This window comes from Acinetobacter lwoffii, assembly GCF_019343495.1.
Lineage (GTDB): Bacteria > Pseudomonadota > Gammaproteobacteria > Pseudomonadales > Moraxellaceae > Acinetobacter > Acinetobacter lwoffii_P.
The window spans coordinates 1,552,177-1,577,754 of sequence record NZ_CP072549.1; the positions used below are offsets into that span (position 1 = coordinate 1,552,177).

Here is a 25,578-nt window from a genome sequence, read left to right on the forward strand (position 1 = left end):
AATTCGATTGTCTTATACACAAGAGTATAACACAAAAATTAGTTAAGTTTACCCTTCAAAGCAGCCAAAACTTCAAACGGGTTGTCCCGTTTTTCTTCAGCCACTTCTTCTACGGCAGGTTGATGCTTATGTTCACAAAACTCATGTTTAGGCGACAACGGCATCAACAATAACAGTTCATCTTCTATCAGCGCGAGCAAATCAGCGGTCGCAGGTGCATCATAATCACCTTTGGTCGTTGCTTCACTTTCACCTAGGACGATGAAATCAGCATCCTCATCCAAGCGCTCTATCAGTGACTCATCATCCACAAGTGCTAAATGGAACGATGAAACCAGTTCAATTTCTACAGTTTCCAGACAACGCTGGCATTCCATAGGAACTTTTGTTTCAACGTGACCATCTAGCCATGCAATACGATGATAGGCATCCATTGATAGCTTACAGTCTATGTTAATCAATTGATCATCAATTGATCCAACAGCTTCACGAGCGATACGAACAAAGCGAGATAAAGGCAGTTGACCTGACCATTTAAAGCCCTGTTCAGCCCATTTAAACGGCTCAATCTGTGCCGGAAAGGTATTTGCTGACATAATTAAGGCGGCAATTCTACAAATTCATCAGTACTCTGTCAAAGATTAAGATACAATTTTGTACTTATTTCGACAGACCATTTGGGTAACTCAAGTCATGCATCTGTTGCAGCCGCAAACAGAAGTGAATGTTTCATCACTCGTTAGCACAATTCCAAGCCTTGATTCTGACAGTTCAACACAACAAGTGCAACTCTCGCCATGGGCGAATTTATCGTCAGAAGCGCAGCAGGTGGACTGGCTCATCTTACACTTTAATCACTGGTTTTCCCATTTAAATGTCACTTTAGTGCGTGGCGAATTTGAACCAGAATATTTCCCTGCTAGCGCAGACCGTCCTGCCCGCATCCAGTTTGCGCATGGTTTCTTTAATAGCGCTTTGCATGAAATCAGCCACTGGACCATTGCCGGAGACAAACGCCGCCTGCTGCCTGATCTGGGTTATTGGTATGCCCCGGATGGGCGGACCCGCGAACAGCAGGCTTTATTTGAACAAGTCGAAATCAAACCACAGGCAATTGAATGGATGTTTGCCCAGGCTTTTGGCCGTAAGTTCGGGGTTTCTTTGGATAACCTGACTGGCGACGGCGGTGATGGCGCCAGCTTTAAAGATAATGTCTACGCTCAAGTTCAGGCTTATTTTAATGGTACAGCCAAACTTCCACGTGATGCAGCGCACTTTATCCAATGTATCTGTATCTGCATTAGAGGTGGCAAAAGTTTACAATCTGATGAATTTATACGTGAAATGCTTGATTAAATTACACAAATCTACCTTTTTTATGATTGCCAGATCTTGCCTGAGCGCCACATAATAAGCCATCAGCCCAAGCTTGGAGTAGTCTCTATGCTGCATTTACGCGTACACCCAGACAATCCGCAACCCCGCTTAATCAGTCAGGCAGTGGAACGTATCCGTGCGGGTGATGTGGTGGTCTATCCCACTGATGCGGCCTATGCGATTGGTTGCCAGATTGGGAACAAGAGTGCCATGGAGCGGATTGCGCAAATTCGTGGTCTGGGCCCAAAGCATCAATATGCGATTCTGTGCTGTGATTTGTCCGATATTGCCACTTATGCCAAGGTGGACAATGCCATGTACCGTTTGCTGAAAAATAATACACCGGCTATTACGACCTTTATTTTACCTGCGACCAGCGAAGTCCCGCGTAGGTTGATGCATCCCAAGAAAAAAACCATTGGTCTGCGCATTCCAAATAATCCGGTGTGTCAAATGTTACTGAAAGAACTCGGTGAACCGCTGTTGACCTCTACCCTGATTTTACCGGGTCAGACTGACCCACTCGATGATCCTTATGATATTGAAATGCAGCTGGGCAAACGCATTGATGTTTTTGTAGATAGTGGTTTAGGCACGTTGAGCACAACTTCTATTGTAGATTTATCCGGTGATCATCCAGAAGTGATTCGTCGTGGTATGGGAGATGTCAGCGCCTTTGAATAAACGACGCTTGAGAAATTCCTACAAACATTCGGGGAGTCAAAATGAATGGATTTATTTTATCTCCTGCTAAATCAGCATGAATTTTCTGCACAGGATTTAATCTATGCAGAACTGCCTTGGACACTGCAATCCAAGGCAGTCATGGTCGAAGCACATTTTCCTTCCCATCTCACTATAAATATTGATCATACTGAGTACCAATTTTTCCTGACGTTGGCTCTAGTGAGACAGTTGTTGCAGATCTATTCAAACCAAAATGTATGCCTGGCAGAGTCTTGCCAACGTATCATTGAATTTGCGACCAAGGAATACAATCATTCCTCACCATGAAAATCTAAAACAGCATATGGTGAGATGTTGCAGTTCTATTCTTTTCGATTCGACAGGTATGCAATGGTTGCCAAAAACAGTTTAGGAATCTGAACTACGCTCATAATGACGAACCGCAATGAAATTTGGACATTGCGATAGCTTCTGTTCATGATGCATGAGCTCTTCACCCAGTTTATTTTTCAGATACACATGAAAAATAATCTGATCTTCTTCCAGTACATTCAACATCGCTGTGCGTGCCTTGGGTTCCATGACTTTAAAGGAATTGATTGACTCACAAGACATAGCTTGCATATCCAGTTTAATCCGCTCATCCAGCTGGTCGCCCTCATAGGCCATATGCCGCATGTAAAAACGGATATTGGGATATTGATCCAGCACACTAAAATCCATTTTCATGGCCTGCATGACAGGTCGGGCCTGTTCCGCAAAAGCTGAAAATCCGCCTGATTTCAGCCCTGTGCGTGCTTCATCTTCAAGCTGCATAATCTGATATTTGGGATAAGCCCAAAATCCCCCGAATGCGATCATCCCAATAACAACCAGAATAAGTGGCATGCTTTCTTCACCTTTTTATTGATTTTTGTGATTCTTGACTATTTTTCGAGAGTATAGCGGTATTTTTGACCAAAAATTATAGGGAGATATTTTATTAATACTTATTAATTTTATGTTTTTTAATGGGAAATCCGTTTGAAAATCATTCGATATCTGCCAGCTAGCTTATTTACTCTTTTGAGGAGAATCACTGTATTGATCGAGTTTTGAAGTGAATCAACTGGCATCATCTACCAGATAAGCTTAATTATGAGAGCCAATTTAGCATGAAAATCACCGCTGCATTTCCCGCCCGATTCTGCCATTTTCCTTTGTGCTATTTTAAAATCGCAGATAAATTCCATTATTTTTTTAAGTTTTTATGGCTTTGACGGCTTATTTAATTTATTTAAAGTTACTTTTCCAGTACAATGACAACGCTTAATCCTGTGCTTTTCTTTCGATGAGATACCGAAAATCAAGCCTTTGCATGCCTTTGAAAATTCGCGTGGCCTATAATTGTAATGACTCAAATTATCCATAACACTATGGAATCTGCTCCGCACATTCGGGTTCTGGATGAATGGCAGGATACAATTCCAGAGGATCTGTACATTCCTCCAGCGGCATTTGAAATCTTATTAGAACATTTTGAAGGCCCACTCGACTTTTTAATTTACCTGATTCAAAAAAACGGTTTTGATCTGTTACAGGTCGATATCGCGCCGATTGCAGCGCAGTATTTGTCTTATATGGACGCGATGAAATCCCTGAACATCGAGCTGACGGCCGACTATATGGTGATGGCGGCCTTACTGGCAGATCTGAAATCACGTTTGCTTTTGCCGAAACCGAAAAGCCTGACTGCGATTGAACAGGATCCAAAACAAGAACTGATTGACCGTTTAGAAAATTATTTAAGAATTAAACAGGCAGCAGAACGTCTGGGCCAGATGCCGATTCTGGAACGTGACACTTTCACCACCAACGTCAGTTTGGGCGAAATCCAGCAGCCGAATGAAGGCTATTCAAGCGATTTATTGCGTGATGCCTTGCTTTGTATATTTAATCGTCCTGAACCCGTGATTCATCAGGTGCAACAGGAACCGGTACTGCTGGAAGAACGTATTGCCTATATTGAAAGTTGTATTGAAACTGGCGCAATACTCAGCTTTAAGGACTTGTTAAAACCGAGCCAAGGCCGTATGGGTATGGTGGTAACCTTTATGGCGGTGCTGGAACTGACCCGACAACAAAAAATTCAGATTATTGCTACAGGTATTGAAGCCCCGCTCGCAATTCAAGGAGCCAGTCAATGACACTCGATCAAAATACGCTGTTATCTGCAGAAGATAATCTGCATGAAGTATTGATGCAGCTTGAAGCCATTATTTTTGCCAGCGACTCCGCGGTTTCATTGGCTCGTCTGAAAGAAACTTTTCAGGATCGCTATAGCAAGCAGGAATTACGTCAGTATTTACAACAACTTTCCATGCTGATGCATGGCCGTTCGATCGAACTGATTGAAACAGCACAAGGTTATCGTTTTCAAGTGCGTGCAAAATATCGTAATATTATTGCACAGACCTGGCCTGAGCGACCGGCTCGCTTATCGCCTTCATTACTGGAGACGCTTGCAGTGATTGCTTATCACCAGCCAGTGACTCGAGCGGATATTGAACAGATTCGTGGTGTTACGAATAACAGTCAAAACCTGCGTACGCTGTTTGACTGGAACTGGATTAAAGAGTCCGGATTTCGTGAACTCCCTGGAAGACCTGCGTTGTTAATGACAACGCCACAATTTTTAAATGCGTTTGGCCTGAATAGTTTGGGCCAATTGCCTCCCCTGCAGGATGCCAAGGAAGCTTTTATGGCCCTCGATGCGAATGCACCGAAGTCATAAATAGGTGAACTGTTGATAATTATTTCTAAGGTTATGCTGTCATGAGTGAAAAGTTGCAAAAGGTGCTTGCACGCGTTGGTTTGGGTTCTCGCCGTTATATGGAAGAAGTCATTGCCGCGGGTCGTGTAAGTGTCAACGGGCAAATTGCCCAAGTGGGTGAACGAATCGAACCAGGTGATGAGCTTCGCATCGATGGTCGTAAAGTTGCCTTTCAGATTGAAGACGAAATCCGTCGTCGTGTCATTATCTATTACAAGCCTGAAGGCGAGATTTGTTCACGTAGCGATCCTGAAAACCGTCCGACCGTGTTTGAACAGCTGCCTGCTATTCCAGGCGATCGCTGGGTGATGGTCGGTCGTCTGGATATTAACTCGACCGGTCTGCTCTTGTTCACAAATGATGGCGAACTTGCCAACCGCTTGATGCACCCATCGAATGAAATCGAACGTGAATATGCAGTTCGTGTCATGGGTGAAGTTACACCACAAATTCGCAACAACATGCTCAAAGGCGTAGTGCTTGACGATGGTCCGGCAAAATTCGAATCTTTCTCTGAATTGGGCGGTGACGGGATCAACCGTTGGTTCCAGGTAGTAGTAAAAGAAGGTCGTAACCGTGAAGTACGTCGTATCTTTGAATCGCAAGGTCTGAAAGTTAGCCGTCTACTGCGTACCCGTTATGGTACTGTGATTTTGCCACGTGAACTGCGTACCGGTCGCTGGATTGAACTGGATAAAAACGATATCGACAACCTGACCAAAGCTGTGGAATTGAAACCACGTCAAGGTACAGGTTTGTTTGGTATGGCGAAACGCCGTAATGAACGTATGCAGGACAAGCCGATGGCTGCGCGCCGTGGCGGTTTCTTGCGTCAGCAACGTCGTGACAGTGATGAGCAACCACAAAATAATACTGGCCGTGAGCGTCGTGATGACAATGCTTATGGTCGTCGTGACAGAGCTGAAAACCAGAATGGCACTCAGTTTGTACGTCGTGAAAACCGTCCTGATCAAGGTTTCGGCCGCCGTGAAGAGCGTGATGAAAATGCGCCGCGCCGTCCATATGGCGTCAACAAAGGCTTTAAAAAGTTTTAATTAAGATAAATAAAAAAGTCAGGCACATTGCCTGACTTTTTTATGCCTTATGCATCAGGCACTTTGTGGGATCCCTTGCGGAATAGCACCGAGTAAACGCTTGGTATATTCATGCTGTGGCGATTGATACAGTTCATCTGAATTGGCGATTTCTACCAACTCCCCATGATTCATCACCATGATCTGATCAGAAATATATTTCACTACCGATAAATCATGCGAAATAAAGATATAGCTCAGACCAAATTCATCCTGTAAGTCTTGCAGTAAATTCAGCACTTGCGCCTGTACTGATACATCCAGCGCCGAGACCGATTCATCACAGATTAAAATCTCAGGTTTTAAAGTCAGACAACGTGCAATTGCAATCCGCTGACGCTGACCACCAGAAAACTCATGCGGATAACGATAAAAAGCCTGTGCAGGCAAGCTGACCCTCTCCAACAAGTCTAAAGCCATTTGTTTGCGTTCGGCATCATCCTGACCAATCTTGTGAATCTGCATCGGTTCCATCAGGATTTGTCCAACAGTAAAACGTGGATTCAGCGAAGCATAGGGATTCTGAAAAATGATCTGGATTTTACGTTGATACTGGGTAAATTCCTTTTCCGACATATCCAGAATATCCCGCCCCTGAAACAGTGCCTTACCACCTGTAGCCTGTTGCAGACGCATCAGTAATAAACCGATGGTGGTTTTACCCGAACCGGACTCCCCGACCAGCCCCAAGGTTTTTCCTTTGGCCAGCTGGAAAGAAACTCCTTTTACTGCCTGAAATTCATCTTTGCCAAACAGTCCTTTACGACTATAAAAAGATTTCTTCAGATCCCGTACATCCAGAATAATTTCCTCTCCACCCTTTAGCCCACGTGAACGTTGCGGAAGCTGAGTATTCAGACGGATATCTTCCAGCCAGGTTGAACCATCCTGTTTCATAAAATCGCTGATCATCGGCAAACGTAACGGACGTTGCGAGAGTTGCGGGCGGCAGTGCAACAAGGCTTTGGTATACATGTCCTGAGGCCGGTCCAGCACCTCCCGAACCGGACCCTGTTCACGGATTTCCCCATGGCGCATCACAATAACCTGATCGGCAATTTCACCAACCAATGCCAGATCATGGGTAATAAACAGCATCGACATCTGACGACGCTGACGTAGCGATTCCAGCAAGTCCAGAATCTGCTTTTGAATAGTCACATCCAGGGCCGTGGTCGGTTCATCTGCAATCAACAGTTTCGGTTCACAGGCAATAGCCATGGCAATCATGACCCGTTGCTGCTGTCCACCGGAAAGCTGCCCCGGATAGGCATCAATTTTAGTTTCTGGCGCAGGGATCCCCACTTCTTTGAGGAGCTCCAGGGTACGTTGCCGCGCCTGTTTTTTATTCATGCCTAAATGTAGTTGCAAGATTTCTGCAATCTGCATGCCTACCGTAAATACCGGATTTAGCGAAGACATTGGCTCCTGAAAAATCATGGCAATGTCTTTGCCACACATCTTGCGCATTTCACGGGTTTTAAGCTTGAGCAGGTTTTTCCCTTCAAAGATGATCTGGCTATCTTCTGAAATACGTGCGCTTTCTGCCGGAAGCAGGCCCATAGTGGCGAGGGAAGTGACCGACTTGCCACTTCCCGATTCGCCTACCAGTGCAACTGTGGTATTGGCCGGAATCTCGAAAGAAACCCCTTTTACAGTCTCAATATATTCTTTATTTTCACCTTTAAAACTGACTCGCAGATTTTCTACGCGAAGTAGCGCAGGTGCTGTGCTTGGATTGATTTCAGACATCGTTGCGCTCCTATTTCAGTTTTGGATCTAATGCATCACGGAGTGCATCGGTAAACATCGAGAAAGCAGTTACCAATACCGCCATGGCGATTGAGGCTGCCGCCAGTTGCCACCATTTACCCAAAATCAGCTCGCTTTGTGCTTCATTTAGCATACTGCCCCATGACACTACCCCGATAGGCACACCAAAACCAAGGAAGCTCAAAATGACTTCGGACTTGATAAATGCCACCACCAGAATAGACATCTGTACCAGGGCAATATGGCTGACATTGGGAAAAATATGGACAAACATACGACGCATATTACTCACGCCAATCGCCTTGGCAGCCAGCACATATTCACGTGCTGTATGTTTCATATATTCAGCACGAACCAAACGGAAGACCCCGGTCCAGCCAGTCAGACCTAAAATCAGGATGATTGATAAAATACCTTTCTGCTGTAACACTGCGGCAATGGCCAAAACCAGCAACAGATAGGGAATCGAGGTAAAGATATTATAGAACCAGTTTAGGACATCATCGACCCAACCACCAAAGTAACCTGCTATTGCACCCAGTGCAGTCCCAATCAGTACAGCGACAAAGGCTGCAATCAGTCCAACCAGAATCGAGGTTTCAGCCCCCTTAATGGTTTTCTGTAAAACATCCTGGCCCCATTTATCGGCACCGAAGACCAGACTTTGCTTGAGTTCCCCACTTTCATCCATCAGCTGGCCACCGAGTTCCTGATTAATGGCCTTCATGTCTTCTGCCAGCGGATCGACCACTCCATAATAATCGATGCCTGCACCAGCACCCTGCTCAGCAGCAATTTCAGCATTCAATTCAGCAATGACATCTTTTAAAGGATCAACTGGATTGACTGGTAGAGGTACAGATTCTGCGCCCTGCTCTGTATCAGATACAGCCGGAACTGGCGCTGCACTGATAAAACTCGGCGGTGCATAGCTGACCGCCACTTCTTTATTCCAGTCTTTGGCAATTAGGCCGCTCATTGACAGTACCAGCAGCAGCAGATAAAACAGCACCACATACAGGGAAAACATGGCAATCCGGTCACGTTTCAAACGGCGCATGGCCAGTTGCCATAATCCTGTTGAAGCCGATTCAGGTGCTGCTTCAGCCGCTTGTTCTTTTTTAAATATCGCACTCAGCATAATTCACCTACTTCAACTGTACACGCGGATCGACCCATTTATAGATCAGATCGGCAATCAGGTTGAATATCATGGTCGCAGCAGCAACATAGACCGTAATGGCTTTAATCACAGGAAAATCGGAACGTTCTACCGCAATAATGACTTCACGGCCAATTCCAGGAATACCAAAAAAACGTTCAATCAGGAAAGCACCGATCAGCAGTGCCGGAAGTCCTGCCATGACATCGGTAATAATCGGAATCGAGGCATTGCGCAAGACATGCACGCCCATGATACGGTTTTCACCCAGGCCTTTGGCACGCGCAGTACGTACATAGTCCTGATTAACTTCATCCAGTACGAAACTACGATACAGGCGTAGTGTTGGTGCAATACTTACCACCAACATAATCAGCACAGGTAACAAGGCATATTTGAAAAGATTATCGGCGAAATTATCACTCCAGCCCTGTACCGGAAACCAGCTCAATTCATAAGCCAGGAAATACTGGAACACGATGATGTATACCAGAATACTGATCGACATACCGATCGTACACAGCATCATGATCATGCGATCAGTCAAAGAACCACGAACCGAAGCCACCCCCAAAGCCAAAATGATAGAAATAATAGTTTGCAGAATGGTCAGTGGAATCAGAATGGTCAGTGAGGGCCCCAAACGGGTGGTGATAATCTGTGCCACCGATTCCCCGGTACTCCAGCTCACCCCATAATCAAAGGTTAAAATCTGCTTGATAAAGATCCAGAGTTGTACGTAATACGGTTGATCCACACCCAGTTGCTGACGGATGTTCTCAATCTGTTCCGCATTGGCCATTTTACCGGCCAGAATATAGGCAGGGTCTCCACCTACCCAGTTAAACAGCAGGAATATCAGCAAAATCACCCCAAGCATGGTCGGGATCATTTGCCAAAGCCGTCGAATAATATATGCCAGCATCGCTTGCCTTCCTTAATTTTTTCCAGAGATTTCATTAAAGAAAGCTTTGCTGTCCGGATCACGACCCAAGAAGTCTTTCACCATTTGCTCGCCATGCTTTTGTCCGCCTTGAGCCAGGACCGTATTACGATAATGCGCACCGACTTTCTTGTCCATGAGCTGATCACCAAAGGATGAAAGCATATCCAGGGCAATGACTTCAGACCACATATAGCTGTAGTAACCTGCCTGATAGCCGCCCATCAGATGCCCGAACTGTCCCGGGAACTGCTGACCGCTGACATAACCCAAGGCGGTCTTGCCTTCCATATCCTGCCAGAGTTTTAAAGGCTCAATGTTTTTTGCATCTTTACCATGCAAGGCCATATCATATTGGGCATATAAAGCCTGACGGGCGTAATGCAGGCCTCGACCGTAATTCTTCACATTCTTTAAGCGCTCGGTCATGGCAGCATCCACCCGAGGACATGCCGGCTCACAGTAATCCGCTACTTTTGACAAGGTTTCCAGACGGCGTGCCCACTCTTCATACATCTGTGATGGTGCTTCTACAAAGTCACGCTCTACCGAGGTACCAGACTGTTCTGTATAGCGGGTTTTCGATAGAATCCCGTGCAAGGCATGACCCATTTCATGCACAAAGGTTTCCAGCTCGTTGCTATTCAAGCCCTTACGGTTAAAATTGGTCACCAGTACCGATACCGGACGACGCTGATTCAGGGTACTGCCGCCATAAGCTCCCCAGACAGCTGCATGCCCATATTTACCTTCACGCGGGTATTTATCGACATATAATCCGCCCAAGAATTCGCCCGTTGCTTTGTCATGTACCGCATAATATTCCACTTCATCATGCCAGGCCTTGACTTTCACCGGCTTGAACTCAATGCCATAGAGTTCCGAAGAAATAGCGAATAACCATTTTTGCGATGCTTCTGTCGGGAAATAATCCCGCAATTTTTCCTGGTCAACCTTGTATTTGGCCTGACGCAGTTTTTCACTCCAATAACCCTGATTCCAGCGTGTAATTTCTGCTTTTTCTAGTGGAACTTTTAAAGTTTCAGCCTTGAACTGACGTAATTGTTCTACATCCTGCTTTTCTAAAGGTGCAACTTTGGCATAAACCTCATCCAGAAAACCGTTCACTGCTTCCGGAGTTTTGGCCATGCGGAATTCAAGCGCAGAATGGGCATAGCTTTCCTTATCAAAAAGTTGTGCCATTTCATAACGCAGATCAATGGCTTTTTTCATGAATTGCAGGTTTTTTTCGGTCCCGCGACGCGTGTAAGCGGTCTGGTAACGTTTGCGTGCTTCATCACTTTCTGCCAGCTCCATAAAAGGCTGGTATTCCGGATAATCAAAGCCGAGCAGATAATTGCCCTTTTCATTTTTCTTTAAATTTGCGATGTAACTTTCTGGCAGGCCTTTCATTTCAGCTGGAGTAAATTCAACTTTTTCAGGGTTATCCCGCACATTTTTGGAAAAATCCTGCCCCAGTTTGGTACTTTCTTCAATAATTTCTTTCAGTCGTTTCTGTTTTTCTGCACTGAGTTGTACCCCGGTGTTCTCAAACTGTTCCAGAATGTCTTCTAAAAATTTCTGATCAATCGGATCACTGGCTTTCAGTTTTTTGAACTGTCCATACAGTTTCGGATTCTGATACAGGGTGGTTTGGTATTTGCTGATTTTAAGTTCACAGTCATCGGCTGCCTGACGCAATGCAGGATCCGGATCGACATTACTGTACAACCCTACTGCCGCACCGAAATCACGGGCTTTGGCATGCAATTCATCCCATTCAGCCAGATAAGGTCCTGCCTTGACATTATCTTTAATTTTCTTATTTTCAAATATCTGGATATCTTTTTGCATGGAAGCCAGACTGGCATCACATAAAGACGGAATTTCTGCAGCCTTGAATAATGGCAGCAGCTGCGCTTGGGTTTCTGCCGCTACACCTTGATATCCCCCCATTATCATTAAACATAAGGTACTTAATTTTAAAGACTTTGATTTCATATTCATCTCCAGATTTTTTCTTACTTTTTCGTATTAATATCGATATACATCCATTCTGAAGACAGAATCGGATGGGACTTATGTCCAATAATTTGGGGTTGGGTCAAGGCATTACGGTAGGTGCTATAGAGCATCAGGGTCGGCATGTTGACTTCGAGAATCCGGGTCATTTTGCGATAAAGCAGATCACGCTCCGGACCTGGTGGCATGCTCTGGGTTTGTTCGTACAGACGGTCAAATTCAGGGTGTTTAAAGCAGGAATTATTGGTGACATTGACATTCTTGCCATAGAACAGCTGCATAAAATTGTCAGCATCTGGATAATCGGCAATCCATGCAGAACTCTTGAACATGGTTTTACATTGCTTTTCCAGCTTGATGCCTTCAGCGAATGGCATAGCCTTACTGGTCAGCTGAATATGAATACTGTCCAGGGTCTTTTTCCAGAACTCACCCTGTTGCTGGCCCCGACTGGTATTCCCAGTAATCAGTTCAATCACCAGAGGTTTACCTTCAGGCGTCTTTCGCCAGCCATCTGCACCGATCTTGTAGTTATAGCGGTCGAGCAACATGTTGGCTGCTTTGACTGAATAGGGAATACTGCTTTTATAGGACGGTGAATAGCCTGCTACTCCTGGGGGAATAGGCATGTGCAGTTTTGCTCCATCTCCCTTAAGTAATACATTGATCATGTTTTCCACAGAAAATGCCATCGCCATGGCACGACGTAAGGCAATTTTTTCTGGCGCGAAACCACCCACAACCGGGTTTTGCATATTCCAGTAATGGTAACTAATGGAGGGCTCTAAAATACGTGACAGCTTCACCCCCTGCTGGGCCAGCTCAGGCTTTAATTTATCGCCATCGAGGGCCTGTACGACGATATCACCCTCAATTTCGAGCAGGTCCAGTTCATTTTTCTTAAATGCCAGCATCCGGGATTGCGCTTCTTCAATAACACGCACATCAATAGTGCCGATTTGAGGCATTTTTTTGCCCTGCATGGCTTTTACAATCGCCTGATCTTCTGCACCACTGGCTTTAAAGTCCCAGACAAAACCACGATAAGCCGGATTTGGTTTTAAGATAATCCGTGAGCCTGGTGTCCAGCGGCTGAGCACATAAGGACCAGTTCCCACTGGCCTATTCATGACCCAACCCGCCTTGTCTTTATATTTTTCAATCACTTCACGAGCTACTGCAGCGGCAGGCCCATGTGCCAGCAACATCGGAAAGTTCTGATCCGGATTATTCAGCTTTAATACCAAGGTATAGCGGTCTGGGGTCTGAATACCTTCAAACGGATTTTCATAGGCTTTGCCATTCTTTTTGGTTAGGGCCAACCATGCTTCCAGCCCCTTAATTCGGCCATCCAGCAACCAGCTGTTCGGTGAATGCAGTTTTGGGTCCAGTAGACGTTTTAAGCTATAAGCATAGTCATACGAAGTCAGTTCACGTTTTTTACCGCCGAAAACAGGATCATCGGCAAAGTAAATGCCCTTTTTGATTTTGATGGTATAAGTCAGGCCATCCGCACTGACCTGAGGCATATCTACCGCAGTCAATGGCACCAGTTTCGCTGGGGAAGCCAGATAATCATAGGTATATAAGGTTTCGAAAATCGCCGAGTTAATCTTGGCCGAATAACGGTCATGGATATAACCGGGGTCGAAACCGGTTTCAGCCGCGGGAAAGACCGTTTTTAAGACTTTATTTGGATTGGCGGGATTGGCAGCCCATGTGGGTGCAGCACCGGCCATCATTAAACTGGCCATTAAGACACCACTGGCCAGCTTTTTTAAAGCGTTTGTATTCACATTCATACTGGTTCTTAATCTTCTCAAGTTATTTTTTAACAGGTTCAATATCCAGATATTGCCAAACTGCTCTAGTCACCGGATGTGCCTTAAAGCCCTGTACCTGTGGGTGAATCAGCCAGTTACGTACCCGGGTATTGTGCAAAATCCATGGATTATCGGCCTCCATCTGGCGGTTCATCTGCTCATAATATGGAGTGCGTTGCTGAGGCGGCAGTTTCATCGCAGTTTGATACAGCGCGTCATAGGCTTTAGAGGTATAGCAGCTCAGGTTACCTTGCTGGGCATTTGGGCCATACAGCAACTGGGCAAAGTTTTCCCCTTCCGGATAATCTGCAATCCAGGCGCCACCCCACATCATATGTTTGCATTGAGTGGCTTCTTTTAAATTGTCGGCAAAGTTACTGACTTTAAATTCAACTTTTACCCCGATTGCATCCAGGTTCTTTTTCCATAGCTCCGCAGAAATAATGGAAGAGCTTGAGCTAGTCGAGTTCATTTTCAGAACCAATGGTTTGCCATCAGGCAAGGTGCGGTAACCGTCGACTCCTTTCTTGTAGCCAAAACGATCGAGCAGTTTATTGGCAATCAATGGGTTGTAGGCAATGCTGCTTCTATAATTCGGGTTATATCCGCCCACGCCTTCAGGAAGAATCATTTCAGCTTTAACAGCATGGCCCTTATATAGCTGCTGGATGGCTTCTTTCTGGTTATAGGACAAGGCAATGGCACGGCGTAGTGCAATTTTTTCCAGTGAGTTCCCACCAATCACCGGATCACGCATATTCATGATGGTATAGGTGATTTCCGGTTCTTTATTCAGATAATGCAGGATGCCTTTTTTCTTGTATTCACTTTTCAGCTGCTTATTTTCCAGTGCCTGTTCAGCGCCGCTTGCAGTCAGTTTGTCATAGTCTAATTGTCCAGATTTTAAAGCCAGCCAGCGTGATTGTTCTTCTTCAATGATGCTGATCTTGACCTTGCCGATTTGCGGCATCTGCTTGCCTTGCATAGCCTTGACAATCCGTTGATCCCACTCTGAACCATCTCCCTTGAAGTTCCAGACAAAACCGCGATAATTTGGACTAGCAATTAACTCAATACGGCTACGCGGCACATATTTGTGTAACTGATATGCCCCTGTTCCGACTGGATGCTGACCTACCCGATCGCCATAATGTTCGATGACTTCGCGTGCAGTACCAGCAAAAGCGACATAGGCCAGAATATATGGAAAATTCAGATCGGAACGGGTCAAGGTGATTTGTAAAGTATATTTATCTAGTGCTTTTAAACCGGGAATAGGCGCATCGTAGTTGAACTTGCCAGTTTTTTTAGCCTGCTGGATGACCTGATCTGCCCCAAGGATTTTTCCCTCAATAAAAGAAAAAGACGGAGAATGATTTGTGGGATCCATGATCCTTTGCATGGAGTAGATATAATCACGTGCCACCAGTTCACGCTTCTTGCCCTGAAATACAGGATCAGGACTAAAATAAATTCCTGGCTTGATTTTAAAGGTATAGACTTTGCCATCCTGTTCAACCTTGGGTAAGGATTCGGCGGTATTTGGTACCAGAATTGCCGGCCGCGCCAGATAGTCATAACGCAATAAAGGTTCAAAAATGGCTTCAGCAACGCTACCACTATAAAAATTATAGGTTTTGACCATATCAAAACCATCATCAGGCGCTTCGAAAGCCAGGTTTAAAACTTTATCCGGATGTGCAGATGATTTTGCCCAGGAGGCTTGCCCCGTAGTCATGGCCAAAGCCAAAATTGTCATACTGAAAAATGCTGATTTCAAATTTGTACCTATTCTTGATCTTGAAGTTTTATTACTATAGGAAGTCTTTAACACATCATCCCATATTTGCTTCAATGGATGGGTCAAAGCTGGACAGATGGAATAAACTGAACAAAGCGAATTTCATGCCATCCTCGAAAAATAACGATTTTTTCCTGTTATTAACTCAAAAAAGCTTATTTTTATTAATCATTTAAAACATTATCAATAACATAATATTTTCCATGAATCATTAATTTAATATTTATTCTTAAAATCTAGTCCCAAGCCTAGTCTGCACAAAAATAAACCAGACCTGTTTCATATTATTGCATCCTCCCACTACTTCAACCCAAGAAAATACATACATAAGCAAATGAAATATATAATTATTATCTTATTAAATTATTGTATATTTTATGTAAAAATCATGCACCATGATTAAACTTTATTCAATTTATCTTTCAGTTTTAGATTCCTTTCTTATTCATTAAATATTTATTTTTTACTTTCTCATGGTTTCCTATAGAGACTTTCTTCAGATTTTAAACCCCACTCTCTTAATTTTTCTTCATCAAAACTTAGTAAACCTCCCAAAAAACTAAATTAAATATAATTTTTTCAATCACTTAATATTTTTTAAAATTAATAATTTATAAGTTGGCATTCGCTTTGCTTAAGTCCTCCCAGCACTACTTCACATAACAAAAGGGTGAAAATTACGATGAAAAAAAACAAATTGGTCGGATCTATGGGGGCTCCAACCGTTGGAAAAAAACTCATCAAATTAAGCGCGTTAAGCTTAAGCATGATGTGTCTTTCGCTGGCACATGCAGCAGATGAACCAGAAAACTCCGCTGCACAACCTACCAAGGTAGAGAAAGTGCGAGTTACTGGATCATCTATTAAAGGTGTAGCCGCACAAAGCGCCTCACCAATCACGATTATTAAAGGTGAAGATCTGGTGAATCAGGGGGTAACCACTGTAGAAGAAGCATTGATGAAAGTCAGTGCCAACCAAGCAAGTTATGTCACAGCACAAAATGTCGGTGCCAGTAATACCAGTGGTTCAACAGCAAATTTACGTGGTCTTGGTTCGGATAAAACTTTAGTTTTAATTAATGGTCGCCGTGTTGCAAGCAGTGCATTTGGTACCGATTCAACCAACTTAAACAACATCCCTCTCGCATTGGTAGAGCGCATTGAAGTCTTACGTGACGGCGCATCTGCAGTCTATGGTGCAGATGCAGTGGGTGGTGTAATCAACTTTATTACGAAAAAGCAATATGAAGGCGTGGGCATTACTTTAGGTGGTCAAATTCCTGAAGAAAAAGGCGGCGAAAAAATTGACGTTTCGATTTTTGGGGGATATGGCGATCTAGATGAACAGGGTTTTAATGTCTACGGTGTGATCGATTACCGAAAACAAGATACGATTTGGGCAAAAGACCGTAAAGTCAGCCGCCGTGGTGGGGTACTTCCTGAATTAGGAATTGATGGCAGTTCAGCAAATGCTTTCCCTGCAAACTTCTACGATCCTAATGGTGGTCCATTGGATGAAGATGGTAATCCTGAAGGGATATTAGGCAACCCTTATGGCGATGACTGTTTAAATACCAAAGATACTGTACCTGAAGATGGCTTCTGTTATCTAAATACCCAAACTGTTATTGGTATTGTGCCTGAACAAGAAAATCTTTCTGCATTAGGTCGTGCAACCTTCAAACTATCAGACAACTTTAATGCAATTGGTGAATATATCTATGCACGTGATGAAGTAACCACTTCAATCGCGCCTGATGTTTATAGCCGTAGTGTGACCTTGCCTTATGCTAGTAAATATTATCCAGGTAAAGGCATTACCCCAGCATTTGATGGTTTGACGACTAACACCCTGCAACTGTATCTACGTTCACAAGGCGGCAACCGTGTTTCTAAGTCAATTAACGAATCGAACCGTATCTTTGCTGGGATCGAAGGTGAAGCATACGGTTGGGACATGAACGGGGGTATCACTTACACAAAAAGTGAGGCAACCGATAGTTTCGTAAGTGGGTATTTAAACCGTAGTCGAGTTCAGGCTGCACTTGATAATGGAACTTTGAACCCATTTGGACCACAAGCGCCAGAGGATCAAGGTCTTTGGAACACTTTTGATGTCAAAGGCGATACCAATCAGGCATCTTTAGATTCAACTACAATTGACTTTACCGTGAGTCGTCCAATCTACACACTTCCTGCAGGTGATGTTGGTTTTGCTTTCGGCGGTAGTTTCTCCAAACAAGACTGGGAAGCAACTGTAAATTCTGAAATTGTTGCTCAAGTTCCAGGTTCTGGTATTGATCCAAATAAACCAAAAAGCTCAGGCGATCGTGACATTAGCGCAGTATTCACTGAATTCCAAGTACCTTTATTGACCAACCTGGAATTACAGTTGGCTGCTCGTTATGATGACTATAGCGATTTTGGTGACACCTTTAATCCTAAAGTGGCCTTACGCTGGGAACCAGTTAAAGAACTCATGTTCCGTACTTCTTACAGTACCGGTTTCCGTGCACCAAGCTTATATGACGTCAATGCTCCTTCGGTCAGAACCTGGACTGGTGCAAGATATAACGACCCGATTCTTTGCCCGGGTGGTACACCAACTGAAACCAGATACCAAACTGAATGTAATACCCAGTTTATCCGTACACAAGGCGGCAATTCTGAACTAGGTCCAGAAGAGTCAACATCTTACATGGCTGGTTTTGTCTTTGAACCGATCAAAAACTTAGTTTTCACTGCCGATTACTACAATATCGAAATTGAAAACCTAATTGGAACGATTGGTGAATCATCAATTTTTGGTGATCCAGAAAAGTATGCTCAATACTTTGTTCGTAATGCAGAAGGGCGTATTGACCATATCTCAACTAACTTGATTAACTCCGGTGGCTTGAAAACCCAAGGTATTGATTTGAGTTTGAACTATCTTTCTCCAATGACGGCAACTGGCCGCTTCGGTTTTGGTATTGACGGTACTTATGTGATCAAAATGGATTACCAAAGCGAACCAGGCGGCGAGTGGGAAGGTTATGTCGGTGTTTATGATGACCCAGCAGTGGTTCGTTGGAAACATACTGCAAACGTGAACTGGTCTTATGAAAACTGGAGAATGGTGTTTGAACAACAGTTCGTTCGTGGTTATGAAGACTATTCAGAAGAACGCGATGTTGCTGACTACACCGTATACAACATTTCTGGCACTTACAAAGGATTTAAAAATCTGGAGCTAACTGCCGGTATTAAAAATATGTTCGATGCAGAACCACCTGCCTCTGACGTAATGGATAACTTCCAATACGGTTATGACCCACGTTATAGCGATCCAACAGGCCGCGCTTACTTCTTACGTGGTACCTATAAATTCTTTTAATTAATTACTTCGCAAACACTGCTGCCAAGCGGTGTTTGCGGTTTTCCCCGTTTAATTTTAGCCAAACAAAAAATAATGCTGCCTGTAATCAAAAAAAATTCTCATCAGTGCACTATTTCCTGTTTGTCTTAAATTCTAGGAGTCATGATGGGCACAAAGTTTGAAGACTTAGAAAAAAACTCCGCCAAAAAACTGACTGGTATTGGGGTCGTTGTTTTTTTGCATATCCTGGTTGGCCTGGTACTCATGGCTGGTATGGCAAAAGACATTATTAAACCAACGGAACAGCCAGTTGAGCTAATGATTATTCAAGATATTAAGCCGCCTGAACCTGAGCCACCAAAAGAAACACCACCTGAACCACCAAAAATCGTGGAAAAAGTAGCACAAGTGCCTGAGGTGAAACCGGTTGAAAAAGTCGTTCCTGTACAGAAAACACTTCCAACACCAACCCAACCGACAACTGTTGCAGTACCTACTCCCGTTGCAGCGAGTCCTTCACCAAGTCCGGTAGCAGCACCGGCTCCAGTAGTCGCAGCCGCTCCAGCCCCAGCTCCTCCACCCGCTGGCGTAACTCGTGGTGTTTCACAAGGTGAAGCAGGTTGTAAACGCCCAGACTATCCACGTGATGCACTGATGAATGAAGAACAAGGTGAAGTCTTGATCTCTGTATATGTAAATACCACCGGCAAGGTCCAAGATGCCAAAGTGAAAAAGTCGAGCGGTAGTCGTGCGCTGGATCGTGCAGCATCCAAGGCCTTCAGCTTATGTACTTTCAAGCCGGCAATGAAAAATGGCGAACCGCAAGAATCTTGGTATGACATTCCATATGAATTTGTCCTTGACTAACACATACAAAAGATAAAGAAAAATCAGGAGATCCACTATGAAAAAATCATTCAAACCTTTAAAAAATATGACTGCTGCTGGTGTAATTGCCATGAGCACTTTATTACCTCTGCAAACAGTTTTTGCAGAACAGTCCGCTACCCCCAATACCAGTGCTGTCACTGAAACAGTGGTAACAACACCTGCAACAGCGGCTACACCGACCCCGCCACCACTGCCTGCTGAAGCTAGCGATGAAAAAGCTGGATACAATCCTTATGGCCTAGAAGCCATGTGGAAAGAAGGTGATATTGTTTCTAAAATCACTTTGTTTATTCTGGTGGTCATGTCGATCGGTACCTGGTACATCATGATCAGCAAATGTTTACAGCAAAGTAAGATCCGTAAGCAAGCCAAGGAAGCTGAACACCAATTCTGGGAATCATCTTCTCTAGATAATGCAACCGAGAATCTGGATGAAGCCAGCGTCTACCGTTTTATTGCGGAAAAAGGGATTAAATCAACCAAAAATCATGGTGGCACATTACTTGAGCGTATTGATTTCAATACCTGGGTCACCATTTCGATTTCCCGTGCAATCGACAAAATCCAGAACCATCTGAGTGGTGGCCTGGCCTTCCTTGCGACAGTAGGTTCTACTGCGCCCTTTGTTGGCCTGTTTGGTACGGTTTGGGGTATCTATCACGCACTTACCGCGATTGGTGTTTCTGGTCAGGCTTCGATTGATAAAGTAGCAGGTCCAGTGGGTGAAGCACTGATCATGACAGCGATCGGTCTGGCAGTCGCAGTTCCTGCGGTACTCGGCTACAACTGGTTGACTCGCCGTAATAAAGCGGTCATGGAAGAAGTACGTACCTTTGGTTCTGATTTACACGCAGTATTACTCAGCGGCGAAATTACGACCAACAATCCTGTTAATCGTGACGTGAAGTAAGAGTGAGGTATCAGCCATGGGAATGATGGTCAATTCAAACGACAACGATGATGAGGTAATTGGAACCATTAATACCACACCTTTGGTTGATATTATGCTGGTTCTGCTCATTATCTTCCTGATTACTGTACCGGTTGCCATTCATACCGTACCAGTCGATCTGCCAGAAGAACGTAATGTCCCGTATGAAACCAAGCCAGAAAATGTTCAGCTGGCCGTCAATAAAACCGGCGATATTTTCTGGAATGAGTCTTATATCCCGGATAAGACGGTTTTACTGAGCCGATTACAGGCAGAAGCTCAAAAGCGACCTCAGCCTGAAGTGCATATCCGTGGTGATCAGTTAACACCTTATGAGGCAATTGATCAGGTGATTAGTACCACCCAACAGGCCGGTATCGGCAAAATTGCTTTTGTCACCACTCCGCCCGCTACACCTTAAGCACAAAGAGGGATTAAGTTTATGGGTATGAATGTTGGTTCAAATCAAGACGATGATGTGATGTTAGATGTCAATATGACGCCACTAATTGATGTCATGCTGGTCTTGCTGATTATGTTTATTATCACAATTCCTTTGCCGAATAACTCGATTAATATCGATCTACCGAATGGAACGCCTCCTGTAACCGATGAAAAACCGCCTGAGCTGGTGGAATTACGTCTGGATGCACAAGGTAAGATTTTCTGGAATGAACAGCCGGTAGCAAATACCCAAGCTCTGGAAAACTTTTTCAAGACAGTAGCGCAAAAAGTGGATCAGGATCAGATTAAAATCAAGGCGGATCGTGCCACTGAATACAAGCATATTGCGATGGTCATGGCTGCAGCTCAACGGCTGGAAGTCAAAAAAATTGGCATTATGAGTAACAACAACTAAGCATTTTCAAGATATAAAAAAACCCAGCATGTGCTGGGTTTTTTATTCATTCGGTTTTACATCTGTGACTGAATATAATTTTGCAAACCAATCAGTTCGATTAAACGCAATTGTTTTTCTAGCCAGTAAGTATGGTCTTCTTCGGTATCCGACATTTGCTGGCGTAACATATCACGGCTGATATAGTCACCTTTCTCTTCGCACAGTTTGATGCCCTGCGCCAGTTTTTCCCGCACATGATATTCAAGTTTTAGATCAGCTTTCAGGCAGCTCACCACATCCTCGCCAATCTCAACGTCATCGCGCTGCATGTTTGGCGTTCCTTCAAGGAACAGAACACGACGGATAATCGCATCCGCATGCTGGGACTCTTCTTGCATTTCGTGATCAATACGTTCAAAGATTTTGGTCAATCCCCAATCTTCATACATACGAGAGTGAATCAAGTATTGGTCACGAGCAGCCAGTTCGCCACCGATCAACATATTTAAATAATCTACGACTTCTGGATTTCCGCGCATTTGAATAACTCCCTACCTGTATTTTGCTATTATGGCGAAAAGCAATTGAATTTGCAAAGCTTAACCATGGTTAAATATTTGATTTTTATATAATTAAAATGAGAAGTACTTGCATTTACACTTCGTTCTTAATGAAATCCCATTTATAAAACAACACTTTGCATTTTCATTACGCTTGGCAATAACCTAAAACCGGCAAATAAACACATGCGTTAAAATTTGTAAATCTTAATTTTGACCAGACAGATTCATTCTTTTTGTATAAACATCACTGCATTGGCGTACTTCATGCTTAAATTTCGCTTATCATTCACACAAATTTAAAACAACAACGGTTCCGATATGACACATCCACAAACAACAGCGCCTGTTCTGGTTACCGGTGCATCGGGTTATATTGCCAGCTGGGTCATCCAGAAATTACTCACGCAAGGCTATACTGTACATGCCACGGTACGTGACCTAAATAAAAGTAAAAGCTTTGCCCATTTAGAAAAAATTGCCGACAGCACACCGGGAACTCTCAAGTTATTTCAGGCCAATTTATTAAGCCCAGGTTCTTTTGATCAGGCGATGCAAGGTTGTGAAATTGTCTTTCATATGGCCTCACCTTTTGTGGTCACCAACTATAAAGATGCAGTCAAAGATATTATCGAACCTGCGGTGTTAGGCACTGAAAATGTACTGAATAGTGTCAATCAGACTGAATCAGTGAAACGCGTGATCGTGACATCGAGTATCGCATCCACCTATGGCGATGCCATTGATATTCTACAAACTAAAAATAACAGTTTTGATGAATCACACTGGAATACCACCAGTTCGGCCACGCATCAGCCTTATCCTTATTCCAAAGTCATGGCAGAGCGTAAAGCCTGGGAAATGGCTGAAGCACAAGATCGCTGGGATCTAGTCTGTATCAATCCTGCACTGGTTTTTGGTCAATCCTTAACCCCAAATACCCAATCTGGCAGTGTAGAAGTCCTGCAACAGTTTGCCAATGGTATGACTTTACTTGGCGTTCCACCGATGTGGAATGGCGTGGTCGATGTTCAGGATGTCGCTGAAGCGCATATCCGTGCGGCGTTTAATCCGCAAGCGCATGGCCGTTATATCATTTGTAGTGAAAGCTTGAGCCTGCTGGAAATGGGCCAAATTCTACGGGCGCATTTTGGCAATAAATTTCCGTTCCCACGCAATCAATTGCCGAAGGCAGCTTTCAAAATGTTCGGGCCTGTAGCAGGCTTTAGCCGCAAATTTGTAGAGTTGAATATGGGTTATCCAATTTTCTTTAATGCCCAGAAAAGTAAAGATGAGCTCGGCATTGAGTATCGTCCGGTGAAAGAAAGTCTGGTGGATCATTTCCAGCAATTGCTCGATGATGGTGTCGTGAAAAAATATATTCCTTAATCTTTCTATGCGAAAAAGCCACCCGAAGGTGGCTTTTTTAACTCTTATTCTTTCATGAAATATCCAGAGATTTAGGCCTCAAGCTGACCGTAATCCTGCATCAAGCCAATAAACTGTTGTTCATTGATCACTGGAATACCCAGTTTTTCTGCTTTATCCAGTTTTGAGCCAGCTTTTTCACCTGCAACCACACATTTGGTTTTACTGGACACACTACCACTGACTCGCGCACCTAAGGCTTGCAATAACTGGGTTGCATCATCCCGCCCCATACTGCTTAAAGTTCCGGTGACCACCCAGCTTTCGCCGTTCAATGGCTGACGCGTTGGTGCAATCGGTGCATCCCAGTGAATACCGGCAGCCAGTAAACGATCCAGAACTTCCAGATTATGTGGCGCCTTGAAGAAATCCAGAATCCATTCCGCAGTAATATCGCCTACATCCGGAGTTTTCTTTAAAGCCTCCAGATCTGCCTGACGCAATGCCTCCAGTGTCTGGAAAGTATTGGCCAGCATACGTGCCGTAGTTTCTCCCACTCCACGAATACCGAGTGCATAGATAAAAGCAGCCAGTGTAGTTTTCTTGCTGTTCTCGATAGAATCAACTAAATTCTGGACCGATTTTTCCCCCATTTTTTCAATCTGGAGTAACTGCTCACGGTGCTCATGCAGATGGTAAATATCTGATACATCTTTGAGAAGATTTAGATGTAGCAGTGACTCTGCCCAACGGTCACCCAGGCCCTCAATATCCATAGCTTTACGCGAAACAAAGTGACGAATGGCCTCAATACGCTGCGCGGCACAATACAGCCCACCCGAACACCGTGCCAAGGCTTCGCCTTCCGGCATGACCACGGGTGAATCACAGACTGGGCATTGCTCAGGTAAATGCACTTCGACTGCATCAACCGGGCGAAATTCCGGCCAGACCTTTTCGACTTTGGGAATCACATCGCCACTACGATAAACACTGACCGTATCGCCAATACGTACATCCAGACGGTGAATTTCGCCAATATTATGCAGCGTCACATTGGAAACTGTTACTCCACCGACAGCGACTGGATTTAAACGCGCAACCGGCGTTAATGTTCCAGTACGACCGACTTGCCAATTAATATTTTCTACTGTGGTCAGTGCTGCAACTGCCGGAAATTTATAGGCGGTGGCCCAACGCGGTTCACGGCTCAGGAAACCAAGCTGTTGTTGCTGTTTCAGGTCATTGACCTTGATCACCATACCATCGATTTCGACACTGAGACTGGCACGCTCATCAATGATCTGTTCGTAGACCTTTTGCACGTCCTGAATACTGTCACAGATAAAGTGACGCTCGCCAACCGCAAAACCGAACTGATGTAACCATTCCAGACTGGCGGACATAGTGGTTTGTCCATGATGCGGCACGCACTGAGCAATCCCATAAGCATAAAAAGCCAATGGCCGCGAGGCAGCAATATTCGGGTCCAGCTGACGCAAACTTCCTGCCGCAGCATTACGCGGATTAGCAAAGGTCTTTTCACCTTTGGCGGCATTGGCAGCATTCAATTTTTCAAAACCGGATTTCGGCATCAACACTTCGCCGCGGACTTCCAACAAATCGGGAATGATGCCATTCACCGGAGATAAAAGTTTCGGAAGGTTGCGAATGGTTCTGACATTCTGGGTGATGTCTTCACCGGTTTCCCCATCGCCGCGTGTCACCCCACGCGTCAATACGCCATGCTCATACCAGAGTGAAATGGCCAGACCATCAAATTTCAGTTCAACATCATATTCAATTTTTTGATTCGGCAAACGTTCTTCAATACGGCGGGCAAAAGCCAGCAGATCTTCCTGATTAAAGACATTGCCTAATGACAGCATCGGCACGGCGTGTGTTACGGTCACAAATTTTGAAAGCGCCTGCCCACCCACTTTATCGGTCGGGCTATCGGACTGGATCAGGTCAGGATATTGTTGTTCTAAGGCTTTGAGCTGATGAAAGAGCTGATCATATTCACTGTCTTCAATGCTCGGTTGATCCATCACATAATAAGCATGGTTATGCTTGGCAAGCAGTTGAATCAGTTGACGCATTTGCGCAATGACAGTGGCATCTTGGGTCATAAT

General features: G+C 44.4%; 22 protein-coding genes. 12 read left to right on the forward strand and 10 right to left on the reverse strand.

What is annotated here, in order from left to right:
* Positions 1–38 precede the first annotated feature (38 nt).
* Positions 39–596: a YceD family protein gene (locus J7649_RS07305; protein ID WP_004279226.1), complete on the reverse strand. Its 558-nt coding sequence runs from the start codon at positions 594–596 to the stop codon at positions 39–41.
* A 97-nt stretch (positions 597–693) separates the two neighbouring features.
* On the opposite strand from J7649_RS07305, the gene J7649_RS07310 reads away from it, so the two are divergent.
* The 3 genes from J7649_RS07310 to J7649_RS07320 all read left to right on the forward strand — a co-directional run bounded on the left by J7649_RS07310 (position 694) and on the right by J7649_RS07320 (position 2,391).
* Positions 694–1,356 (forward strand): elongation factor P hydroxylase, encoded by a 663-nt coding sequence (locus tag J7649_RS07310; protein WP_219310071.1) that lies wholly within the window; start codon positions 694–696, stop codon positions 1,354–1,356.
* 87 nt (positions 1,357–1,443) lie between these two features.
* The gene (locus J7649_RS07315) at positions 1,444–2,061 is read left to right on the forward strand and encodes an L-threonylcarbamoyladenylate synthase (protein ID WP_004646095.1); all 618 of its coding nucleotides are present in this window, start codon (positions 1,444–1,446) and stop codon (positions 2,059–2,061) included.
* Between the two features lie 45 nt (positions 2,062–2,106).
* Positions 2,107–2,391 (forward strand): hypothetical protein, encoded by a 285-nt coding sequence (locus J7649_RS07320; RefSeq protein ID WP_219307087.1) that lies wholly within the window; start codon positions 2,107–2,109, stop codon positions 2,389–2,391.
* Positions 2,392–2,472: 81 nt separating this feature from the next.
* On the opposite strand, the gene J7649_RS07325 is transcribed toward J7649_RS07320, so the two are convergent.
* Entirely contained in the window at positions 2,473–2,952 is a 480-nt protein-coding gene (locus J7649_RS07325; protein WP_071851463.1) for a hypothetical protein, read from the reverse strand.
* A 503-nt stretch (positions 2,953–3,455) separates the two neighbouring features.
* Here J7649_RS07325 and J7649_RS07330 point away from each other — a divergent pair.
* Genes J7649_RS07330 through rluB form a run of 3 tightly spaced genes read left to right on the forward strand, consistent with a single transcriptional unit; the run spans position 3,456 to position 5,931 of the window.
* Positions 3,456–4,250 (forward strand): segregation and condensation protein A, encoded by a 795-nt coding sequence (locus J7649_RS07330; RefSeq protein WP_004279221.1) that lies wholly within the window; start codon positions 3,456–3,458, stop codon positions 4,248–4,250.
* Positions 4,247–4,837 carry an SMC-Scp complex subunit ScpB gene (gene scpB, locus J7649_RS07335; RefSeq protein WP_004279220.1) on the forward strand — a complete coding sequence of 197 codons (591 nt, stop codon included), beginning with the start codon at positions 4,247–4,249 and terminating at the stop codon, positions 4,835–4,837. Before J7649_RS07330 ends, scpB begins: the two co-directional genes overlap by 4 nt.
* 41 nt (positions 4,838–4,878) lie before the next feature.
* On the forward strand, positions 4,879–5,931 hold the full coding sequence (gene rluB / locus J7649_RS07340) for a 23S rRNA pseudouridine(2605) synthase RluB (protein WP_005107723.1): 1,053 nt from the start codon (positions 4,879–4,881) through the stop codon (positions 5,929–5,931).
* A gap of 54 nt (positions 5,932–5,985) precedes the next feature.
* On the opposite strand, the gene J7649_RS07345 is transcribed toward rluB, so the two are convergent.
* From J7649_RS07345 to J7649_RS07370, 6 genes are read right to left on the reverse strand one after another with little or no spacing between them, the layout of a single operon-like run.
* Positions 5,986–7,722 carry an ABC transporter ATP-binding protein gene (locus J7649_RS07345; protein WP_219307089.1) on the reverse strand — a complete coding sequence of 579 codons (1,737 nt, stop codon included), beginning with the start codon at positions 7,720–7,722 and terminating at the stop codon, positions 5,986–5,988.
* 10 nt (positions 7,723–7,732) lie between these two features.
* A complete protein-coding gene (locus J7649_RS07350; protein WP_005104834.1) occupies positions 7,733–8,884 on the reverse strand; it encodes an ABC transporter permease in 1,152 nt (383 codons plus the stop codon).
* A gap of 7 nt (positions 8,885–8,891) precedes the next feature.
* Positions 8,892–9,830 (reverse strand): ABC transporter permease, encoded by a 939-nt coding sequence (locus J7649_RS07355; protein ID WP_004279216.1) that lies wholly within the window; start codon positions 9,828–9,830, stop codon positions 8,892–8,894.
* A 12-nt stretch (positions 9,831–9,842) separates the two neighbouring features.
* A complete protein-coding gene (locus J7649_RS07360) occupies positions 9,843–11,849 on the reverse strand; it encodes a M3 family metallopeptidase (protein WP_219307091.1) in 2,007 nt (668 codons plus the stop codon).
* A gap of 20 nt (positions 11,850–11,869) precedes the next feature.
* Positions 11,870–13,672, reverse strand: a complete 1,803-nt coding sequence (locus J7649_RS07365) for an ABC transporter substrate-binding protein (RefSeq protein WP_219307093.1) — start codon at positions 13,670–13,672, stop codon at positions 11,870–11,872.
* Positions 13,673–13,694: 22 nt separating this feature from the next.
* Entirely contained in the window at positions 13,695–15,452 is a 1,758-nt protein-coding gene (locus J7649_RS07370; RefSeq protein WP_219307094.1) for an ABC transporter substrate-binding protein, read from the reverse strand.
* A 724-nt stretch (positions 15,453–16,176) separates the two neighbouring features.
* Here J7649_RS07370 and J7649_RS07375 point away from each other — a divergent pair.
* The 5 genes from J7649_RS07375 (at position 16,177) to J7649_RS07395 (ending at position 21,533) form a co-directional block, all read left to right on the forward strand.
* The gene (locus J7649_RS07375; protein ID WP_219307096.1) at positions 16,177–18,870 is read left to right on the forward strand and encodes a TonB-dependent receptor; all 2,694 of its coding nucleotides are present in this window, start codon (positions 16,177–16,179) and stop codon (positions 18,868–18,870) included.
* A 147-nt stretch (positions 18,871–19,017) separates the two neighbouring features.
* Positions 19,018–19,719: an energy transducer TonB gene (locus J7649_RS07380; protein WP_004646084.1), complete on the forward strand. Its 702-nt coding sequence runs from the start codon at positions 19,018–19,020 to the stop codon at positions 19,717–19,719.
* A gap of 37 nt (positions 19,720–19,756) precedes the next feature.
* A complete protein-coding gene (locus tag J7649_RS07385) occupies positions 19,757–20,653 on the forward strand; it encodes a MotA/TolQ/ExbB proton channel family protein (RefSeq protein ID WP_219307098.1) in 897 nt (298 codons plus the stop codon).
* Between the two features lie 16 nt (positions 20,654–20,669).
* A complete protein-coding gene (locus J7649_RS07390) occupies positions 20,670–21,095 on the forward strand; it encodes an ExbD/TolR family protein (RefSeq protein WP_219307100.1) in 426 nt (141 codons plus the stop codon).
* 21 nt (positions 21,096–21,116) lie between these two features.
* Positions 21,117–21,533, forward strand: a complete 417-nt coding sequence (locus J7649_RS07395) for an ExbD/TolR family protein (protein ID WP_219307110.1) — start codon at positions 21,117–21,119, stop codon at positions 21,531–21,533.
* A 56-nt stretch (positions 21,534–21,589) separates the two neighbouring features.
* Here the strand turns inward: J7649_RS07395 and ftn are convergent, their stop codons facing one another.
* The gene (ftn, locus tag J7649_RS07400; protein ID WP_004279207.1) at positions 21,590–22,054 is read right to left on the reverse strand and encodes a heteropolymeric bacterioferritin subunit Ftn; all 465 of its coding nucleotides are present in this window, start codon (positions 22,052–22,054) and stop codon (positions 21,590–21,592) included.
* 342 nt (positions 22,055–22,396) lie between these two features.
* Here ftn and J7649_RS07405 point away from each other — a divergent pair, with 342 nt between their 5' ends.
* Positions 22,397–23,464, forward strand: a complete 1,068-nt coding sequence (locus J7649_RS07405) for an SDR family oxidoreductase (RefSeq protein WP_219307112.1) — start codon at positions 22,397–22,399, stop codon at positions 23,462–23,464.
* A 71-nt stretch (positions 23,465–23,535) separates the two neighbouring features.
* Here J7649_RS07405 and ligA read toward each other — a convergent pair whose 3' ends face one another.
* On the reverse strand, positions 23,536–25,575 hold the full coding sequence (gene ligA / locus J7649_RS07410) for an NAD-dependent DNA ligase LigA (protein WP_219307114.1): 2,040 nt from the start codon (positions 25,573–25,575) through the stop codon (positions 23,536–23,538).
* Between the last annotated feature and the right edge of the window lie 3 nt (positions 25,576–25,578).

What these genes read in the sequence shown, in the direction of transcription:
- scpB (WP_004279220.1), top strand. Translation starts at nt 4,247, where the DNA reads ATGACACTCGATCAAAATACGCTGTTATCTGCAGAAGATAATCTGCAT.
- J7649_RS07370 (WP_219307094.1), bottom strand. Translation starts at nt 15,452, where the DNA reads ATGACAATTTTGGCTTTGGCCATGACTACGGGGCAAGCCTCCTGGGCA.
- ligA (WP_219307114.1), bottom strand. Translation starts at nt 25,575, where the DNA reads ATGACCCAAGATGCCACTGTCATTGCGCAAATGCGTCAACTGATTCAA.
- J7649_RS07380 (WP_004646084.1), top strand. Translation starts at nt 19,018, where the DNA reads ATGGGCACAAAGTTTGAAGACTTAGAAAAAAACTCCGCCAAAAAACTG.
- J7649_RS07385 (WP_219307098.1), top strand. Translation starts at nt 19,757, where the DNA reads ATGAAAAAATCATTCAAACCTTTAAAAAATATGACTGCTGCTGGTGTA.
- J7649_RS07320 (WP_219307087.1), top strand. Translation starts at nt 2,107, where the DNA reads ATGGATTTATTTTATCTCCTGCTAAATCAGCATGAATTTTCTGCACAG.
- J7649_RS07355 (WP_004279216.1), bottom strand. Translation starts at nt 9,830, where the DNA reads ATGCTGGCATATATTATTCGACGGCTTTGGCAAATGATCCCGACCATG.
- J7649_RS07330 (WP_004279221.1), top strand. Translation starts at nt 3,456, where the DNA reads ATGACTCAAATTATCCATAACACTATGGAATCTGCTCCGCACATTCGG.
- J7649_RS07365 (WP_219307093.1), bottom strand. Translation starts at nt 13,672, where the DNA reads ATGAATGTGAATACAAACGCTTTAAAAAAGCTGGCCAGTGGTGTCTTA.
- J7649_RS07345 (WP_219307089.1), bottom strand. Translation starts at nt 7,722, where the DNA reads ATGTCTGAAATCAATCCAAGCACAGCACCTGCGCTACTTCGCGTAGAA.
- J7649_RS07305 (WP_004279226.1), bottom strand. Translation starts at nt 596, where the DNA reads ATGTCAGCAAATACCTTTCCGGCACAGATTGAGCCGTTTAAATGGGCT.
- J7649_RS07375 (WP_219307096.1), top strand. Translation starts at nt 16,177, where the DNA reads ATGAAAAAAAACAAATTGGTCGGATCTATGGGGGCTCCAACCGTTGGA.
- J7649_RS07395 (WP_219307110.1), top strand. Translation starts at nt 21,117, where the DNA reads ATGGGTATGAATGTTGGTTCAAATCAAGACGATGATGTGATGTTAGAT.
- J7649_RS07350 (WP_005104834.1), bottom strand. Translation starts at nt 8,884, where the DNA reads ATGCTGAGTGCGATATTTAAAAAAGAACAAGCGGCTGAAGCAGCACCT.
- J7649_RS07405 (WP_219307112.1), top strand. Translation starts at nt 22,397, where the DNA reads ATGACACATCCACAAACAACAGCGCCTGTTCTGGTTACCGGTGCATCG.
- J7649_RS07315 (WP_004646095.1), top strand. Translation starts at nt 1,444, where the DNA reads ATGCTGCATTTACGCGTACACCCAGACAATCCGCAACCCCGCTTAATC.
- ftn (WP_004279207.1), bottom strand. Translation starts at nt 22,054, where the DNA reads ATGCGCGGAAATCCAGAAGTCGTAGATTATTTAAATATGTTGATCGGT.
- J7649_RS07325 (WP_071851463.1), bottom strand. Translation starts at nt 2,952, where the DNA reads ATGCCACTTATTCTGGTTGTTATTGGGATGATCGCATTCGGGGGATTT.
- J7649_RS07310 (WP_219310071.1), top strand. Translation starts at nt 694, where the DNA reads ATGCATCTGTTGCAGCCGCAAACAGAAGTGAATGTTTCATCACTCGTT.
- J7649_RS07390 (WP_219307100.1), top strand. Translation starts at nt 20,670, where the DNA reads ATGGGAATGATGGTCAATTCAAACGACAACGATGATGAGGTAATTGGA.
- rluB (WP_005107723.1), top strand. Translation starts at nt 4,879, where the DNA reads ATGAGTGAAAAGTTGCAAAAGGTGCTTGCACGCGTTGGTTTGGGTTCT.
- J7649_RS07360 (WP_219307091.1), bottom strand. Translation starts at nt 11,849, where the DNA reads ATGAAATCAAAGTCTTTAAAATTAAGTACCTTATGTTTAATGATAATG.